General features: G+C 44.6%; 14 protein-coding genes and 1 riboswitch. Of the genes, 6 read left to right on the forward strand and 8 right to left on the reverse strand.

What is annotated here, in order from left to right:
- Nucleotides 1–244 precede the first annotated feature (244 nt).
- Nucleotides 245–1078: an SDR family NAD(P)-dependent oxidoreductase gene (locus MKZ16_RS22120; RefSeq protein WP_036676191.1), complete on the reverse strand. Its 834-nt coding sequence runs from the start codon at nucleotides 1076–1078 to the stop codon at nucleotides 245–247.
- Between the two features lie 159 nt (nucleotides 1079–1237).
- Here MKZ16_RS22120 and MKZ16_RS22125 point away from each other — a divergent pair, with 159 nt between their 5' ends.
- The 6 genes from MKZ16_RS22125 (at nucleotide 1238) to MKZ16_RS22150 (ending at nucleotide 7617) form a co-directional block, all read left to right on the forward strand.
- Nucleotides 1238–2194, forward strand: a complete 957-nt coding sequence (locus MKZ16_RS22125; RefSeq protein ID WP_076104438.1) for a YafY family protein — start codon at nucleotides 1238–1240, stop codon at nucleotides 2192–2194.
- A gap of 121 nt (nucleotides 2195–2315) precedes the next feature.
- Nucleotides 2316–3566 (forward strand): HAMP domain-containing methyl-accepting chemotaxis protein, encoded by a 1251-nt coding sequence (locus tag MKZ16_RS22130; protein ID WP_036676188.1) that lies wholly within the window; start codon nucleotides 2316–2318, stop codon nucleotides 3564–3566.
- A gap of 174 nt (nucleotides 3567–3740) precedes the next feature.
- Nucleotides 3741–3837, forward strand: a riboswitch (cyclic di-GMP riboswitch).
- 155 nt (nucleotides 3838–3992) lie between these two features.
- On the forward strand, nucleotides 3993–5633 hold the full coding sequence (locus MKZ16_RS22135; RefSeq protein WP_139329858.1) for a thiamine pyrophosphate-binding protein: 1641 nt from the start codon (nucleotides 3993–3995) through the stop codon (nucleotides 5631–5633).
- A gap of 10 nt (nucleotides 5634–5643) precedes the next feature.
- Entirely contained in the window at nucleotides 5644–6012 is a 369-nt protein-coding gene (locus MKZ16_RS22140) for a carboxymuconolactone decarboxylase family protein (protein ID WP_036676184.1), read from the forward strand.
- A 207-nt stretch (nucleotides 6013–6219) separates the two neighbouring features.
- Entirely contained in the window at nucleotides 6220–6570 is a 351-nt protein-coding gene (locus tag MKZ16_RS22145; protein ID WP_051490905.1) for a hypothetical protein, read from the forward strand.
- A 54-nt stretch (nucleotides 6571–6624) separates the two neighbouring features.
- Nucleotides 6625–7617 (forward strand): ketoacyl-ACP synthase III, encoded by a 993-nt coding sequence (locus tag MKZ16_RS22150; RefSeq protein ID WP_076104436.1) that lies wholly within the window; start codon nucleotides 6625–6627, stop codon nucleotides 7615–7617.
- A 76-nt stretch (nucleotides 7618–7693) separates the two neighbouring features.
- On the opposite strand, the gene MKZ16_RS22155 is transcribed toward MKZ16_RS22150, so the two are convergent.
- The 7 genes from MKZ16_RS22155 to MKZ16_RS22185 all read right to left on the reverse strand — a co-directional run bounded on the left by MKZ16_RS22155 (nucleotide 7694) and on the right by MKZ16_RS22185 (nucleotide 15231).
- Complete coding sequence (locus MKZ16_RS22155; protein WP_081384042.1) at nucleotides 7694–7909, reverse strand: DNA-binding protein; 216 nt, start codon at nucleotides 7907–7909, stop codon at nucleotides 7694–7696.
- A 14-nt stretch (nucleotides 7910–7923) separates the two neighbouring features.
- A complete protein-coding gene (gene glpK, locus MKZ16_RS22160) occupies nucleotides 7924–9417 on the reverse strand; it encodes a glycerol kinase GlpK (RefSeq protein WP_076104435.1) in 1494 nt (497 codons plus the stop codon).
- Between the two features lie 118 nt (nucleotides 9418–9535).
- A complete protein-coding gene (locus MKZ16_RS22165; protein WP_036676176.1) occupies nucleotides 9536–10972 on the reverse strand; it encodes an ATP-binding protein in 1437 nt (478 codons plus the stop codon).
- Nucleotides 10973–11689 carry a response regulator transcription factor gene (locus MKZ16_RS22170; protein WP_036676174.1) on the reverse strand — a complete coding sequence of 239 codons (717 nt, stop codon included), beginning with the start codon at nucleotides 11687–11689 and terminating at the stop codon, nucleotides 10973–10975.
- 76 nt (nucleotides 11690–11765) lie between these two features.
- Entirely contained in the window at nucleotides 11766–13028 is a 1263-nt protein-coding gene (gene ccsA, locus MKZ16_RS22175; protein ID WP_036676173.1) for a cytochrome c biogenesis protein CcsA, read from the reverse strand.
- Complete coding sequence (locus MKZ16_RS22180; RefSeq protein ID WP_076104434.1) at nucleotides 13025–14710, reverse strand: cytochrome c biogenesis protein ResB; 1686 nt, start codon at nucleotides 14708–14710, stop codon at nucleotides 13025–13027. Before MKZ16_RS22180 ends, ccsA begins: the two co-directional genes overlap by 4 nt.
- Nucleotides 14710–15231 carry a redoxin domain-containing protein gene (locus MKZ16_RS22185; protein ID WP_038572444.1) on the reverse strand — a complete coding sequence of 174 codons (522 nt, stop codon included), beginning with the start codon at nucleotides 15229–15231 and terminating at the stop codon, nucleotides 14710–14712. The genes MKZ16_RS22180 and MKZ16_RS22185 overlap by 1 nt, the downstream gene beginning before the upstream one ends.
- Nucleotides 15232–15238 lie beyond the last annotated feature (7 nt).

A 15238-nucleotide genomic window follows, 5' to 3' on the forward strand; every position in this document is an offset into this window, starting at 1 on the left:
GAGTTCCCCTGGAGACTTACGGACCCAGATGGCCTTATAAGCAATAACTTCACCTTTGAAGCAGTGTTTCGGACTCCAGTGCCGCTATTCCTCAAAAAGAGAGCTAAATCAGGTGTTTTGCCTATCAATAGCGTCTATGGGGACCGATAGCGTCCTAAATATACGAAAATGCTGCATTTAAGATCAGCTCTGTCCTTTACTGCTTCGTACACAGAAATGGGATCAAACAGATCAAGTTTGCTGTTTAGACTAAGAATGCGGGAACAGTCCGCCCATCGATGTCGGTAAATCCATACTTTTCAGCGAGCTTAGCAACCTGCTGCGGTTGACCGGTCATAGACATAACCTCAGGATCGGTTGCGAGAGCAGCGGCTGCCCTACCGATATAGGTTGTGGATTCAGTCATCTGCAATTCTTCAACCTCATGCCAATGCTCCTCATCCGTGTTCATGCTCTCCAACACCGCCTCTGTCCTCATCCAGCCCGGAGTAAGAGGAATAACTGCAATGTTGTCCTCTTTAAGCTCAATCGATAACCCGTAGGCCATGCGCACAAGTGTATTTTTAGAAAGATCATAATAGAAGTTTCCGAGATATTTGTAATGATCCCAAAAGGTTGTGTGGATGATTAGACCGCCAGCTTTTGCCTCGCGCATTAAAGGTATTGCGTAATAATTTGTTACCAACTGTGCCCTCACACCCGCATTAAACATATTGTCCCAATGCGCTGTTGGAAGCTCCCAGAAAGACTTCTGCTCAATAAGTAAATCGTTGCCGCCCCATACATTGTTGACTAAAATATCAAGCCGCCCTTGCTCTGAAGCAATCTGGCGAATGACCGTCTCTGTCTCCTGATCTTTTGTATGATCACATCGTATGGCGCTGCCGGACCCTCCCTCCGCTTTTATTTCCCTAAGCACGTTATCAATGCTCCGCTTGCTTTGCCCTGTGCCAGAGGCCTCTGTCGTTCTGCCCGTAATATAAACGAATGCACCTTTCCTTGCCAGCTCCAATGCAATTCCTCTACCAGCACCTCTGCTGCCTCCGGTGACCAATGCTACTTTTCCTTTTAAAGTCATGTTCTCAATCCTTTCTACATTTGTTTTTCTCTAAATGTTCTATATTTAATCCTTACCTTATATAAGTATAATTCTTTAATATGACATCAACTGACATATATAATATAATAATTAATTAAGAACTGACTAACATTTATTAGGAGGAGGAATGTTCCCTTAATGAGAGCCGATCGTTTGTTATCCATCTTACTTTTGCTGCAAAATCGTGGAAAGATGACGTCCCGTGAGCTAGCCCAGACCTTAGAAGTGTCTGAACGAACTGTGTTTAGAGATATGGAAGCCTTATGTACAGCAGGAATACCGATTCTTGCCGAACGGGGACGCGAAGGGGGCTGGATGCTCACGGAAGGATACCGAACCTCGTTAACGGGTATGAAGCCCTCAGAGATTGCTACTCTGCTGCTGTCCGCAGACTCCTCGATTTTAAAAGATCTGGGTATACAAAACGACTTTTCTTCTGCCGTACTCAAGCTGGAGGCTGCTTCGCCATCTAGGACGAATAATCCAGCCAGTTACCTAAGCCAGCGCATCCATATTGATGGTGCCAGCTGGCACCCTTCCGACGAGACCTATCCGTTCCTATCTATCCTGCAGGAAGCTGTTTGGGAAGATCTTAAAGTAAAGATCACTTACCCACGGAATGACGAGACGAAGGAACGTTTTATTGAACCTCTTGGGTTAGTCGCAAAACGTGGAGTTTGGTATGTAGTGGCACGAACCGAGGGTGAAATGCGGACTTTTCGCGTGTCAAGATTAATACAAGCTGAAGCAACTAATGAATCATTTGTCAGACCTGAGACTTTTGATTTAAAAAGCTACTGGGAACAGTCGACTTTAGCTTTTAAAGCAGCTCTGCCAAAATATGTAGTGAAATTAAAGGTGAATGAGTCTATTCTTAAAGAATTACAACGTGAAAGATATGTAACTATAACTTTAGTAGAACCCTCTGCTAATACTGGGTGGATGAACGTAGAGGCCGAGTTTAATACTATAGAATCTGCCTGTCGTATCGTACTCTCTTTTTCTCCTTCAGTTATTGTTTTAGCTCCTACCGAACTAGTAGGGATGGTAAAGTCTGCTATTAAAACAATTTCCACAATATATGAGGAATTTTGACATGAATTCTAAATATCTACTACTTAAAGAAGATTTATGACACTTCTCTATAGACCAATGACCTATAAATCCCCTATAATAACACCATTACATAAAATTTAATAAGGGGGACATTTTACCAATGAGCTGGATGCACAAACTTCCGTTAAAACAAAGAATTGTTGCCGGATGTTACCTCGTTGCCGCACTGTTTGCTATTCCTGTCTTAGTTACGTTAATGATTCTAGGTCAATTTCTCGTAGGAATTATACTAGTAGTTGTTCTTGCAGGTCTGACTTTACCTGTTGCTCGCTTCGTGGAGAGAACGCTTACATCATCTTTTGATGATATTGCTAATGTATCTCACAGTATTTCGAAGGGGGATTTCACTAGCAGAGCGGACGAAAATGGTTCAATGGGTGACGTAAGCCGCTCCTTTAACACAATGATTGATAAGCTCAAGAAGATTCTGACCGATGCATCGCAGATCACCCGTCAAGTAATGGATGCAAGCCGCGGAATCGAAGATAAGAACCAGAACCTGAAAATTGTTATGGCACAAGTAGCCTCTTCTTCTACCGAGCTCGCTCTTGGTGCAAATGAAATATCTACGGATATCGCTGATATGACAGAATCCATTAAAGACATTGAGACCAAAGTATCCAATTATACGAACTCCACCAAAGAAATGAACAGACGTTCAATACATACCTTAGAACTTGTTGAGCAAGGGCGCCAATCCGTAGATACACAGGCTGAAGGCATGCGTAAAAACATAGAGGCTACACAAAAAGTGGCTGATACTATTGAAGCTCTCTCACAAAATGCCCGCGGGATTACGATGATCACCAAGACCATCACAGAGATCGCTGAGCAGACCAACCTGCTGTCACTCAATGCCTCCATCGAAGCTGCTCGTGCCGGAGAGCATGGTCGGGGTTTTGCCGTTGTCGCTCAAGAGGTTCGCAAGCTTGCTGAGGAATCTACGGCTTCCACAAAAGAAGTATTCGGTTTGGTCCGCAGCATTGAGTCAGATATTAAACAAGCCATCGATAATATCGCCATCAATGAAGAGGTTGTGCAGGTTCAGAATGAAATGATCACTCAATCTGCCCATATTTTCGCACAAATTGTACAAAGCGTGCAGTACATTACCGAGCAAATCTCTTCATTCTCTGCGGAGAGTGATCTTATGCTAGAAAGTGCCTTGAAAATTTCCAGTGCAATTGAGAATATCTCAGCAATCACCGAAGAAACCGCTGCAGGCACTGAAGAGGTATCGGCGGCTATGAATGAACAGATTAATGCCCTGCAGTCTGTTGCAGAAGAAACGGAAAAAATGACCCAGGCCGTATTTAATCTGCAAAAAACCATTCATATCTTTAAATTCTAGTTCAAAACTATCAACTGCCACCTAAGCTGAGTCTTAGGTGGCAGTTTTTTTCGCGAGGCAAAACTTCATCTCTTGGACAAGACTTTCGTCAAATTTCGAGTTTTTTTAGCGGATTATGTTGACAAAAATTAATGAGGAATATATTGTAAAGGAAAATTATTCTTATCAACTATAAATTAATATTGGCAAAATCCTCGAAAGAGGATGACGCAAAACCATGGATCTACAGCCTCATTTTTTCGTTTGAGGCCATGATTGCCAGGTTGCAGAGGAACCAGGACGGCTGAACTATTGTTCAGTCTTAGCGGCGCCTTATGCCACCAACCTGTGCTTACTATAGAGCACAGGTTTTTACTTTTTGAGTATATTGATCTATCGTATCTATTCGGTAGATTAATAACTAATATATATCAAAAAACTTGTGAGGTGTTTCTTTTGAAGACAGTCGCAGATTACATGGCGGAAGCACTACGTAACCTAGGAGTCACCCATTCTTTTGGGATCATTGGCAAATCCATTTGTCCAATAGTTCTAAAGATGGTGGATTACGGTATTGAATTTATTCCCGGCAGACATGAAGCAAGCTCCGGATTCGAAGCAGCAGGGTATGCGCTGAAAACAGGTAACCTAGGCGTAGCATTTGGTACTTCGGGTCCTGGGGGAACTAACCTGCTTACAGCAGCAGCACATGCGAAAGCTAACAACCTACCTGTCCTGTTTATTACTGGCCACCAATCCATTACAGAGCTTGGAATTCCTCAATGTCAGGACTCCACCTCTTTTCTGGCTGATTTAGCTGATATGTTCAGACCTGCCACCTTGTTCAGTAAATTGGTTGAACGTGGGGATCACTTTGGTACTATTTTTAATCATGCGATTTCTGTGGCCCTCACCAAACGGGGTCCTGTTCATCTTTGTATTCCTTTTGATGTACAAACTGAAGTATTGGAAGAATGCAATATTGTAATCCCTGAAAGAGAGTCTCTAATTAGTCAAGCTAATATCGATAGAGTCATCGATGCTATTCAAGCTGCTAAGAATCCTTTGATTATTGCGGGTAAAGGAATTAACCGCTCCGGAGCACATAAAGAGCTTGTTCAACTCGCAGAAACTTTTAATATTCCTGTAGTAACATCTCCTGGTGGAAAAGGGGCTATAGTCTGGGATCACCCACTCTATCATGGTCCTATTGGCGTTGGCGGTTCGACCCACGGGGATGATTTATTGAATAAAAGCGATCTGTTTATAGTGCTTGGATCACGTTTAAGTGATATGACCATCTGTAATCTTAAACGGGAGAATCATCCAGCAACTTTAATTCAATTTGATATTGATCCAACCTTTGTCGGAAAAATCCTATTGTCCAAAACGATACCGGTCACTGGGGACCTGCGCGATAATTTGGTGCACTGCCTAAATCATATTGACCCAAGCACAATCACCAAACGTGAGGCTTTGGCCGATGCTGATTATTCAGAAGAGCTTCCAACCCTCAAGAATCTTTCACTGGCTTCAGTAATGAGCACTTTAAGTGATTTGATCCCTTATAATAATTCAATTTTCGTTGATGATGGAAGCCATGGATTCCACGCTGCAAAATGGTACAAGGTTAAGAAACCGGGCAGCTTTGTTTTTGATGCTTATTTTGCTTGCATGGGTAATTCGATCGGTATGGCTATTGGTGCAAAAGTTGCAGCTCCTGAAGAAACTGTCCTCTGCATTACAGGTGATGGTTGTTTCATGATGCTCGGCGCTGAGATTAACACCGCTGTCTGCAAAGATATCCCTGTCATCTTTATCGTGGTCAATAATAAGCAACTAGATATGGCTCTTAAGGGTATGGAGAAAACCACAGGTCGTATCGATGGAACTCTATATGAAGTACCAATGGACGCCGTGAAATTCGCTGAATCTCTGGGTGCTAAAGGCTACAAATGTGAGACTGCGGATGAATTCACAGCTGCAATTAAAGATGCGGTAGCTCTAAACCATGTTGCCGTTATTGAACTACTAACAGACCGTGATGAAGTCCCTCCGACTGCACACCGTACTTTGAACCTAAACTAGGAGGCTAACCATGAAGGAAAATATCAACAGTGGTCTCAACCACTTCACGAATCTATCAGGAGACTATGGCGCAAAAGCACTAGCTCCAATTAAAGACCACTTCCCTGACTTGGCTGAATTTATTATGGGGAATGCCTATGGCGATATTTTTCAACGTAATACTATAGCCCCTGACTGGAAGGAAATTGCAGTCATTTCATCTTTAATTTCAATGGGTCAATTCGAACAGCTGGGTGTTCATTATGTTATGGCCCTTCGTGTTGGAGTTACCGTAGAACAGCTTAAAGGCATTCTATTACACTTAGTACCCGTTATAGGGGCACCTAGAATCATCACAGCTTTTAATATCCTGCTTGCAACCATAGAAGAAATCCAATAACCCAACAGTTCGACAACAATATACAAAATTCGACTTTATTATTGCATGCACTTGAAAAATATGCCTATAATAGAGTCGGAATATCCCAATACTTGCTGTATAGTGTCGAATTTTGACTTTTATAAAACAGCTAAGTGGATATATAAAGGGCTGGATATTGCAGTCGAACTGTTTTGGACAAATTCAATCTATGGGAGAGATTTAGGCATGGGAAGTTTCGTTTTGAAGACAGACACTGCAAACAAGGTTATTAACATTGAGTTGGATGGAACATTTTCTGAAGAAGATGGTCTAAAATCTATTCAAGCTTATCAACAAACTATCAATCCAATTACTCCAGCTGACTATGAACTAAAAATCGACTGCAGAAAGCTAAATGTAACTGCACCAGATGTGGTACCTCTTTTAGAAAGCTGCTTTGTAATGTTTAAGAATGATGGGTTTGTAAAAGTAAATCTAACGCTTGAAAATAACCCGATCCTCAAAATGCAGCTTTCCCGTCTTGGCCGTAAAGCTGGACTCGATAACATCGAGATCATTTCTGCGGTTACAGTCTAGATCTTTTAATCTTAATATGTAGGCCACATTTTACTGCTTTCCTGGAGGCGTATTATGACCGGAATTCGTATTAAAGGCATTGATATCTATCATCCCAGCAATATAGTTGGTAACGACTTTTTCATTAAGCATTTTGACGAAAAAGGCATTGATATTCGAGGTCTATTATCCGCATTAGGTCGTATTACACGGTATAGTATTAAGGATGCGGATGAGAATTCCCTTACGATGGCTTTTGAGGCTGCCCGGAATGTTCTGGAGAAAAGTGGTCTCATAGGTGCCGATATCGACCTTATTGCCTATGCAAGTCAAACTCCTGAGTATATCTTTCCTACCAACTCATTAATGATTCACCGTTTGATCAAAGGCGCATCCCCTACAATCTGCATTGACAGCAATGCTAATTGTGCGGGTATGACGGCTTCAGTGGAACAGGTTAGCCGTCAGATGCAAGCGAATCCTAGGATTAAACGAGCGTTGATAATCGGCTCCGATTATGTAACCCCTCATGCCGATAAGAATGATCCAGTCTACTACGCTAACTTCGGTGATGCAGCGGCGGCAGTCATTCTTGAACAAGCTGAGGATGTAGTCGGTTTCATTGACTCTATCTACCAAACGGATCCTTGTGTTTGCGATAAATCCAAGTTCCCGTGCGCAGGCCTGGCTAAACTGGGTAAACAAGGTGTAGCGGCTGGAGAGTTTAATGTGAAGTTTATTCCTTTTGATGATTCCATTTGCATAGATGCTGCTTCTGAGTCTATTCGTACTCTACTGTCTAACAACAATATCGCGCCTGAAGCCATTAAAGCAGCCTGCTTCTCACAGTTTTCATTGCCTAATATCTTAGAGATGTGTGAGAAAGTCGGTATTGATCGCAATGTAGCGGTATACATAGGGGATGAATTCGGATATACCTCTACCAGCAGCCCATTTATTGCTCTACATAAAGCTGTAACTACTGGAAAGATCGAACGTGGTGATAAAGTCCTGTTCTGGACAGTGGGCGCCGGTTGGCAAAATGTAGCATTTGTTATTGAATATTAGGAGCTATATAACAAAAAGCGGCAAGCTAGGGATTCACCTAAGCTTGCCGCTTTTTGTTATAAATATGAACGCAACATCAGGACTTACTTGCAAAGGTGAGCCCCTTTTCCGCGAGAGCACTCCGCAGTAGAACGATCGCCTTTGGCCCCAATCCATGTAGCTGCAGAAGCTCTGCCTCCGTAAGCTTGCTGAATTGTTGAAGCTGAACATATCCAGCCCCATGCAGGGCTCGAAGCGCCGGCTTAGATAGTCCGCCCGGCAGATCAGATTCGTTTCCGTTAACCATAGACATATACAGCCCCTTTATCACTGATATCCTTCATGCTTCTCCCAACCCATGGTACGCGCTACAGCGTCCTTCCAGGCGTTGTAACGACCTTCCCGCTCAGTAATACCCATCTCAGGCGAGAAGACCCTCTCAGCCTTGTTGAAGCTCTCTAGCTGGGCACGCGTCCAGACTCCGGACGTTAACCCGGCCAGAAGCGCTGCACCTAGCGCTGTTGTCTCCGCATATGTGGTTCTAGTAACCTCACTGCCCAGGATATCAGACTGGAACTGCATCAGCAAATCGTTACGCACAGCTCCGCCATCCACACGAAGGCCGGTCAATGGCATGCCTGCGTCTTTTTCCATAGCTCCTATTACATCTCTAGATTGAAAGGCTAAGGACTCCAATGTAGCTCGTACCAGATGTCCTGAGGTAGTGCCTCTAGTAAGACCAAATATGGCTCCACGGGCATACATATCCCAATAGGGTGCCCCCAGTCCGGTAAACGCAGGCACAACGATAACCCCTTCACTGTCCTCTACTTCCCGTGCTTTATCTTCTGAGCCTGATGGCTCCTCTATAAGACCAAGCCCCTCCTGCAGCCACTGAACGGCCGCTCCGGCCACGAACACACTGCCCTCGAGAGCATAATAGAGTTCATCTCCCATACCCCAAGCTACAGTGGTCAACAAGCCATGGCTGGAGGCTACAGCTTCTGTGCCTGTGTTCATTAGAATAAAGCAGCCTGTACCATAGGTGTTTTTGGCACTGCCGGGTTCTAGACAAGTATGTCCAAACAATGCAGCCTGTTGATCTCCAAGTACAGAGCGAATTGGAATATCCGCCCCAAACCACTGTTTGTCTGCTATTCCAAATTCGCCGCCAGACATTCTTACTTCTGGCAGAATGGTACGCGGAATACGAAGCTCTTGCATTAGCTCTTCATCCCAGCACCGTTCATGAAGATTGAACAGCATCGTACGTGAGGCATTGGTAACATCAGTGACATGTACGGCTCCGCAAGTAAGTCTCCAAATTAGCCAGCTGTCGATCGTACCTGCCAGAAGCTCCCCTCGATTCGCCCGCTCTCGGGCACCATCCACGTGATCCAGTATCCAGGAGATTTTGGTAACTGAGAAATAAGCATCTACAACAAGGCCCGTCTTGCTCGCAATAACTTGCTCCAGCCCTTTACTTTTAAGTTCTTCACATTGCTCTGCAGTACGCCTGTCCTGCCACACGATCGCAGGGTATATCGGTTTGCCCGTTGTTTTATCCCAGATTAAAGCCGTTTCTCTCTGATTGGTTATTCCGATGGCAGAGATCTCCTCAACCGCTATGCCACCCCGCGCAATCGCGTCTCTTGCCGCTGCGAGCTGTGACTCCCAGATTTGCTCAGGGTCATGCTCTACCCAGCCTGGATGGGGGAAGGATTGCTTAACATCATATTGACCTTGTGAGACCCATTTAGCCTCCGTATCGAACAATATGGCTCGTGAGCTGGTAGTACCTTGGTCTAAAGATAAAATCATTCTATGCCCTCCCAAGCAAAACCTACAAGATATGTTCCACGATGAACAAGATTAATGTGTTTGTTTCAACAAAAAGCACCTCTGCTGTCAGAGGCGCTATCACACATTGTGTTTGGAATTACTGTTTTTCGACAGGAAGTCTTAGCGTAAAGGTTGTACTTTCGCCTAGTTTGCTTGAAGCGGAGATGGTCCCGTGATGCGACTCTACAATATTTTTAACAATCGCAAGCCCAAGTCCTGTTCCACCTGATTCTCCCCGTACACGCGCCTTATCAGCTTTGTAGAAGCGGTCGAATATATACGGCAGATCCTCTGGTGGAATTCCCACCCCTTCATCCTGAATTTTAATCTCAAGATAACGACGACCTTCTAATACACAAGTTCCTGTATGAACTGTGATTTTTTTGCCACCCTGTGTGTGGCGGAAAGCATTATCGAGTAAATTGGTTAGGACTTGTTCCAGTTTATCCTCATCCGCTGCCTTCAGAACAGCAATATCGCTCTGTTGCTGCAAGTGAAGATGGATATCGCGCTCTTTGGCACGTACAGAAAATTTACGGTAGACTCGTTCCAGCAGTTCATTCATGTCCACCTGAGCTTTCATCATATCCGTATGTCCGGCTTCCATTCGGGCAAGATCAAGCAAATCCTTAACCAGACGCCCCATACGCAGTGATTCGTCATGAATGACCTGGATCAGCTCACTGCTTTCTTCGGGGGATGAAGCCATCCCGTCCAATAAAGCCTCACTGTACCCTTGCATCATCGACAACGGAGTGCGTATTTCATGGGAGACGTTAGCAACGAAGTCTCTGCGCATCTTTTCCAGACGCACCTCTTCCGTCACATCCCGCAGTACAGCAACTACTCCCCGGATGCTGCCTTCAGAATATAATGGTGCCATATGAACAGACCAGACGCCCTGCCGCACATGTACATTGGAGCGGTCATCGCCACCTTGTTTAAGGGTGCTTAAAAATAAAGGACGCAGGGGAGGCGGAACACTGCTCTCAGACGTTTCGGGATGGAGCTCAGCATCACTCGCATGTTCCCACTGCAAATCGCTCCAGCTCTCTAGCAGAGCTTGGCCGTGCGGATTGGTCAAAATAATCTGCCCTTCAATATCAAAGGTGATCACAGCATCGCTCATACTGCGCAGTACGCTAGATAAATGCCCCTTCTCATGATGCAGACTGCGAATATTCTCTTCAAGCTCCTCAGCCATATGGTTAAAGGAAGTCGCCAACTGGCCAATTTCATCACTTGTGACAAGCGTAAGCCTTGTTCCGTATTCTCCCCGGCGAATGTTATTCGCAGCTTCAATGACACGCTGCATCGGCTGAGTGATTTTGGTAAACAAAAATAACGCAAAAAATGTAGTCAAAGAAAATCCGATCATACAAGTATACATAAATAAACGTTTGATATCTCCGGAATTGGCAAAGTTACTGTCTATGTAGGGAAGCAAAAATAACCCCAAGGTAATAAGTACGACAGCGACCAGGCAGATGATCGTAACCCACAGTTTGCCGACAAGACTTCTCCAGAAGTTCACTTATTTAGGTACCTCTAGTTTGTAGCCTACGCCCCATACGGTCGTAATCATCGCTGCGGATTCCGGTGATACTTTATTCAGTTTTTCACGAAGGCGTTTTACGTGAGTATCTACAGTACGCAAATCTCCGAAAAATTCATAATTCCAGACATCCTTAAGCAGTTCTTCACGAGAAAATACTTTATCCGGCGAAATAGCCAAATAATGCAGAAGTTCATATTCTTTAGGTGTCAAACTCACTTCTTCACCACCAGCAGTCACACGGTGAGCATCATGCTCAATAATAAGATGAGTAAATACAATGTTATTGCTGGAATTGCTCTCCTTGGACAAGAAAGCAGTTGCCGAAGAACGGCGCATAATAGCCTTCACCCGGTAAATGACTTCACGTGGACTGAAGGGCTTCACAACGTAATCGTCTGCGCCCATCTCAAAGCCCTGAACACGGTTGATCTCTTCGCCTTTAGCTGTAAGCATTAACACCGGTGTTGACTTCACTCCTCTGAGTCTTGTCAGCACTTCCATCCCATCGATGCCAGGCAGCATAACATCCAGCAATATTAGACCGTAGTCATTTGCTGTTGCTTTACGAAGAGCGATTTCTCCGTCTTCCGCTTCATCGATTTCATAACCTTCTTTTTCAAGATACATCTTTAGCAGGCGGCGAATACGTTCCTCATCATCCACTACCAGAATTCTGTTTAAATGATCTGCCATTTCACTACAACCCCTTCATCAATACAGTAGAACGTAATCTTTAAACCATTGTGCAACGTTAACAGGTAAACTATGCTCAGTCCGTCCCCGCGTAAGAATGAAGTCCGGCGATGACTAAATTAACGCCAACCAGAGTAAACATTACGACCAGGAAGCCAAGCACAGCCAGCCAGGCAGATTTTCTTCCTTGCCATCCACGAGCCAAACGTAAATGAAGATAAGCGCTATAGAAGAGCCAAGTGACAAGCGCCCAGACTTCCTTAGGATCCCATCCCCAGAATCTTCCCCAAGCGATTTGCGCCCATATCATTGCAAAGATCAAAGCGCCTAATGTGAAAATAGGAAAGCCAATGGCTATCGCCCTATACGTAATCTCATCTAGATCGCCCTCATCAATTCCGTCCATCACTGGGTGTAAAGCAGTGCCCAGCGGTTTACGTACGATCAAGCGAAGAACTCCGTAGAGGATTAATCCGGAAAGGAGTGACCAAATTACAGTATTAAACTTCCGTCCAGCATTTACACCATTCATCCAAGATGGTGCCTCAAAGAGTGGTTCTTTTATGCCAAGAAACGACTGGAAGCTCTCAATTTCGCTATTGTGAGGTGCCACAATCGGCGGCATTCGATAACTCACTTTCTCTATTGTACTATTTTCCTGCCCGGGGCTGTCAATCGTAACGTTCGGACGGACAAAAACAGTTTCGTAGCCTGCTCCGCGGAATGCAAAAACAGAACCCAGAAACCCAATTATAACAATGATTGAAAAGAGAGTAAATTCGACCAGCCTCTGTTGCTTGCGATCCGCCTTCTCTTTACTGGAAAAATTGACTGTTCGCAGCAGATACATCAGTCCCGCCGCAAACCCTACTGCGAAGAAGGATTCACCTAGTGCAGCCAGTGTTACGTGAATCTTTAAATAGTTCGATTGAAGAGATGGAATCAGCGGCTGTACTTCCTGTGGAAATACTGCGGCATAAGCCATCACAATAATACTGATTGGAACTGCAAAGAGACCCAAGATTACCTTACGATAAATAGCGTACATCACAGTAAAGGCAACCATGACCATCATCGATAAAAAAGTCATGAACTCGTACATGTTGCTGACCGGAATATGCCCTGAGCCCGCCCAACGTGTAAAGAAATAAATAAGATGAAAGATAAGACCTATTGAAGAGAAAATAAAAGCAATTTTGCCCCAACGTGCGGTATGTTCCTCCGGCTTGCGGCCTGACCACTTGCGACCCATGATGGCGATAGTGAATAACATAAACGAACCGCTGTATAATAAAAATGCGGCAATAAAGACAGCGCTGCTGATGTCGAGCAAGCTCATGAAAGGCCTCCTCCATTATCTAATGATTTTTCATCGACTACCAGATCTACTCTTTCTAAAATAGAAACGATCTCACGGCGGAACCCGAACCAGTTCTTGTTCGTATGTCCTCCGAGGATAAGCTCCCCGTTAGCAACGGTAAGCCAGATACGTCTATGCTGCCAGTAGAAGCCAAGCACTAAACCCAGCATCACGATTGCTGCACCTAGCCATACAAACGGCATTGCACGATCAATGCGTATATTCAAGTAAGTAGTCGATTCCGAAAAATCAACGTCGCTCATGTTGTCCACTTCAAGCTCAAGAAATCTATTGCTCCCGCCAAGCTTATCGTTAATGGCAGCCTGTTGAAACTGCGTCTTATCCACCTGTTTAGGAAAATAGAAATACTGCTGCCCTTCCGCCGGGAGATCCGGACCTTGTATCAGGAACAAAAAAGCAGGTGCATTCGGATAAGGTGATTTGGAAATCGGCTGTCCATCCTCATTTAGACCAAAATCCATATACTTTTCTTTCAAAGTTAAAGTATAAGGACCCGCCTGAATTGCCCGCGGAGGATTCTTCATGTCCAGCTTAAATTTGCCGAACGCCTCGCCAGTGGTGGAATTCTTAAGCTCAGGCTGTACCGAACGCAGCACCGGGGTCAGATCATAATCAAACTGATACGCTTTCAATCCTTTATAATCCAAAGGTGAATTTACTTGGATATCATGTTTCGTCACCTCGGATAGCTGTGGTTCCTTCGAAGGGTCTCCACAATCCGCGGTGCATTCATAAAGCACAGCTTGGGTCTGGAATAGCTTTGGAAGTATTTTTTTGCCTCGAAATTCCTCAGGCATCTCTTCCTCCGTATAAAACTCCACGGTGAATTTCTCATTTTTCAAATAATAGGTGGTGTCCGGAATCTGTGTGATCTCCCCTTGCGGGAAAGCAAGATGCTGATCCATGTTCAGTCCCGGCAATCCTCTTGCTAATACAGCAAGTAAAAAAATAATTAAGCCAATATGTATTACATAAGGTCCCCAGCGGCTGAAGCGATGTTTCTCTGCCAGCAGAGCTCCTCCATCCGTCTTCACGCGATAGCCCTTTTTACGCATTGGCTGAATTACCCGGGCTACCCAAGCTTCTGGTTCCTCTTGTACTTCAGTTACTAACACAGCTTTTTGCCGAGTTAAGAACTGACGATGTTTCCGAATCTTCTGCCTGGTTAAGGCCTTATAGAGCGGAAGTACTCGGTCCAAGCTACAGATCACAAGTGAAGCGCCGATCATTACGAGTAGAGTTACAAACCACCAGGATTCGTATGTATGTGAAAGTCCAAGTTTGTGATAAATATATCCGGCTGTTCCGTACTCTTGCTTGTAATAAATTGAGGCATCGATATTAAGAAAAGTACTCTCCTGCGGGAAAATCGTCCCTAACATAGAGCCTATAAGTGTCAACACGATCAGATAGATCGCTATTTTGACGGAAGAGAAAAAGTTCCACACCCGATCAATAATCCCCGGGTTAACGCGCTGAGAACGGCGAGCTACGCCATCGTAACGCATTTCCAAATTCTCGCCCCAGTCTGATTCTTTACCCAACGGCTTCCCGCATGCTTCGCATAAAACAGTGCCTACAGGGTTCTGGTGGCCACATTCACATTTGGTATTGGTTATAAATGCCTCGCGTTCACTCATCAATCCACCAGCTTCCCAATTTGATCATCAAGTGAATTCAAATCAAGCTGGCCGATATGAATGTTGTCAATTTTACCCTTGGAATTAATGAATAAGGTAGTTGGCAGCGGAGAAATACCATAACTTCGTACAGCATCACGTCCAGTGTCCATCAAAATCGGAAAATCGATGTTTACTTGCTTCACAAAATTCTCGACAGTCATCCGGTCTTCGCCCACATTAATGCCTAAGACCACTACGTCCTTGTCCTTCCATTTCTCCCATTGCGCTTGGAGAGCCGGCATTTCTTTGACACAAGGTGCACACCAAGAGCCCCAGAAATTAAGCACAATAGTCTTGCCCTTATATTCGTCTAGGGTATGAGCCAGCCCGTCAAGCCCAAGCAAATCAAAGGAAGGTGCTTTGCTCCCTTCCTCTGGTTTGCCGCTTCCCCCAAATACAGAGGAACCGATGGCATAACCGCCCACTATAACAATTAGAAACAGAATCACGATTTGAATTGGTTTTCTTGCTTTACCCACACGTAAA

This window comes from Paenibacillus sp. FSL R5-0928, from assembly GCF_037970385.1.
GTDB lineage: Bacteria > Bacillota > Bacilli > Paenibacillales > Paenibacillaceae > Paenibacillus_AQ > Paenibacillus_AQ odorifer.

What these genes read in the sequence shown, in the direction of transcription:
- glpK (WP_076104435.1), bottom strand. Translation starts at nt 9,417, where the DNA reads ATGATTTTATCTTTAGACCAAGGTACTACCAGCTCACGAGCCATATTG.
- MKZ16_RS22180 (WP_076104434.1), bottom strand. Translation starts at nt 14,710, where the DNA reads ATGAGTGAACGCGAGGCATTTATAACCAATACCAAATGTGAATGTGGC.
- ccsA (WP_036676173.1), bottom strand. Translation starts at nt 13,028, where the DNA reads ATGAGCTTGCTCGACATCAGCAGCGCTGTCTTTATTGCCGCATTTTTA.
- MKZ16_RS22150 (WP_076104436.1), top strand. Translation starts at nt 6,625, where the DNA reads ATGACCGGAATTCGTATTAAAGGCATTGATATCTATCATCCCAGCAAT.
- MKZ16_RS22145 (WP_051490905.1), top strand. Translation starts at nt 6,220, where the DNA reads ATGGGAAGTTTCGTTTTGAAGACAGACACTGCAAACAAGGTTATTAAC.
- MKZ16_RS22125 (WP_076104438.1), top strand. Translation starts at nt 1,238, where the DNA reads ATGAGAGCCGATCGTTTGTTATCCATCTTACTTTTGCTGCAAAATCGT.
- MKZ16_RS22155 (WP_081384042.1), bottom strand. Translation starts at nt 7,909, where the DNA reads ATGTCTATGGTTAACGGAAACGAATCTGATCTGCCGGGCGGACTATCT.
- MKZ16_RS22130 (WP_036676188.1), top strand. Translation starts at nt 2,316, where the DNA reads ATGAGCTGGATGCACAAACTTCCGTTAAAACAAAGAATTGTTGCCGGA.
- MKZ16_RS22140 (WP_036676184.1), top strand. Translation starts at nt 5,644, where the DNA reads ATGAAGGAAAATATCAACAGTGGTCTCAACCACTTCACGAATCTATCA.
- MKZ16_RS22170 (WP_036676174.1), bottom strand. Translation starts at nt 11,689, where the DNA reads ATGGCAGATCATTTAAACAGAATTCTGGTAGTGGATGATGAGGAACGT.
- MKZ16_RS22120 (WP_036676191.1), bottom strand. Translation starts at nt 1,078, where the DNA reads ATGACTTTAAAAGGAAAAGTAGCATTGGTCACCGGAGGCAGCAGAGGT.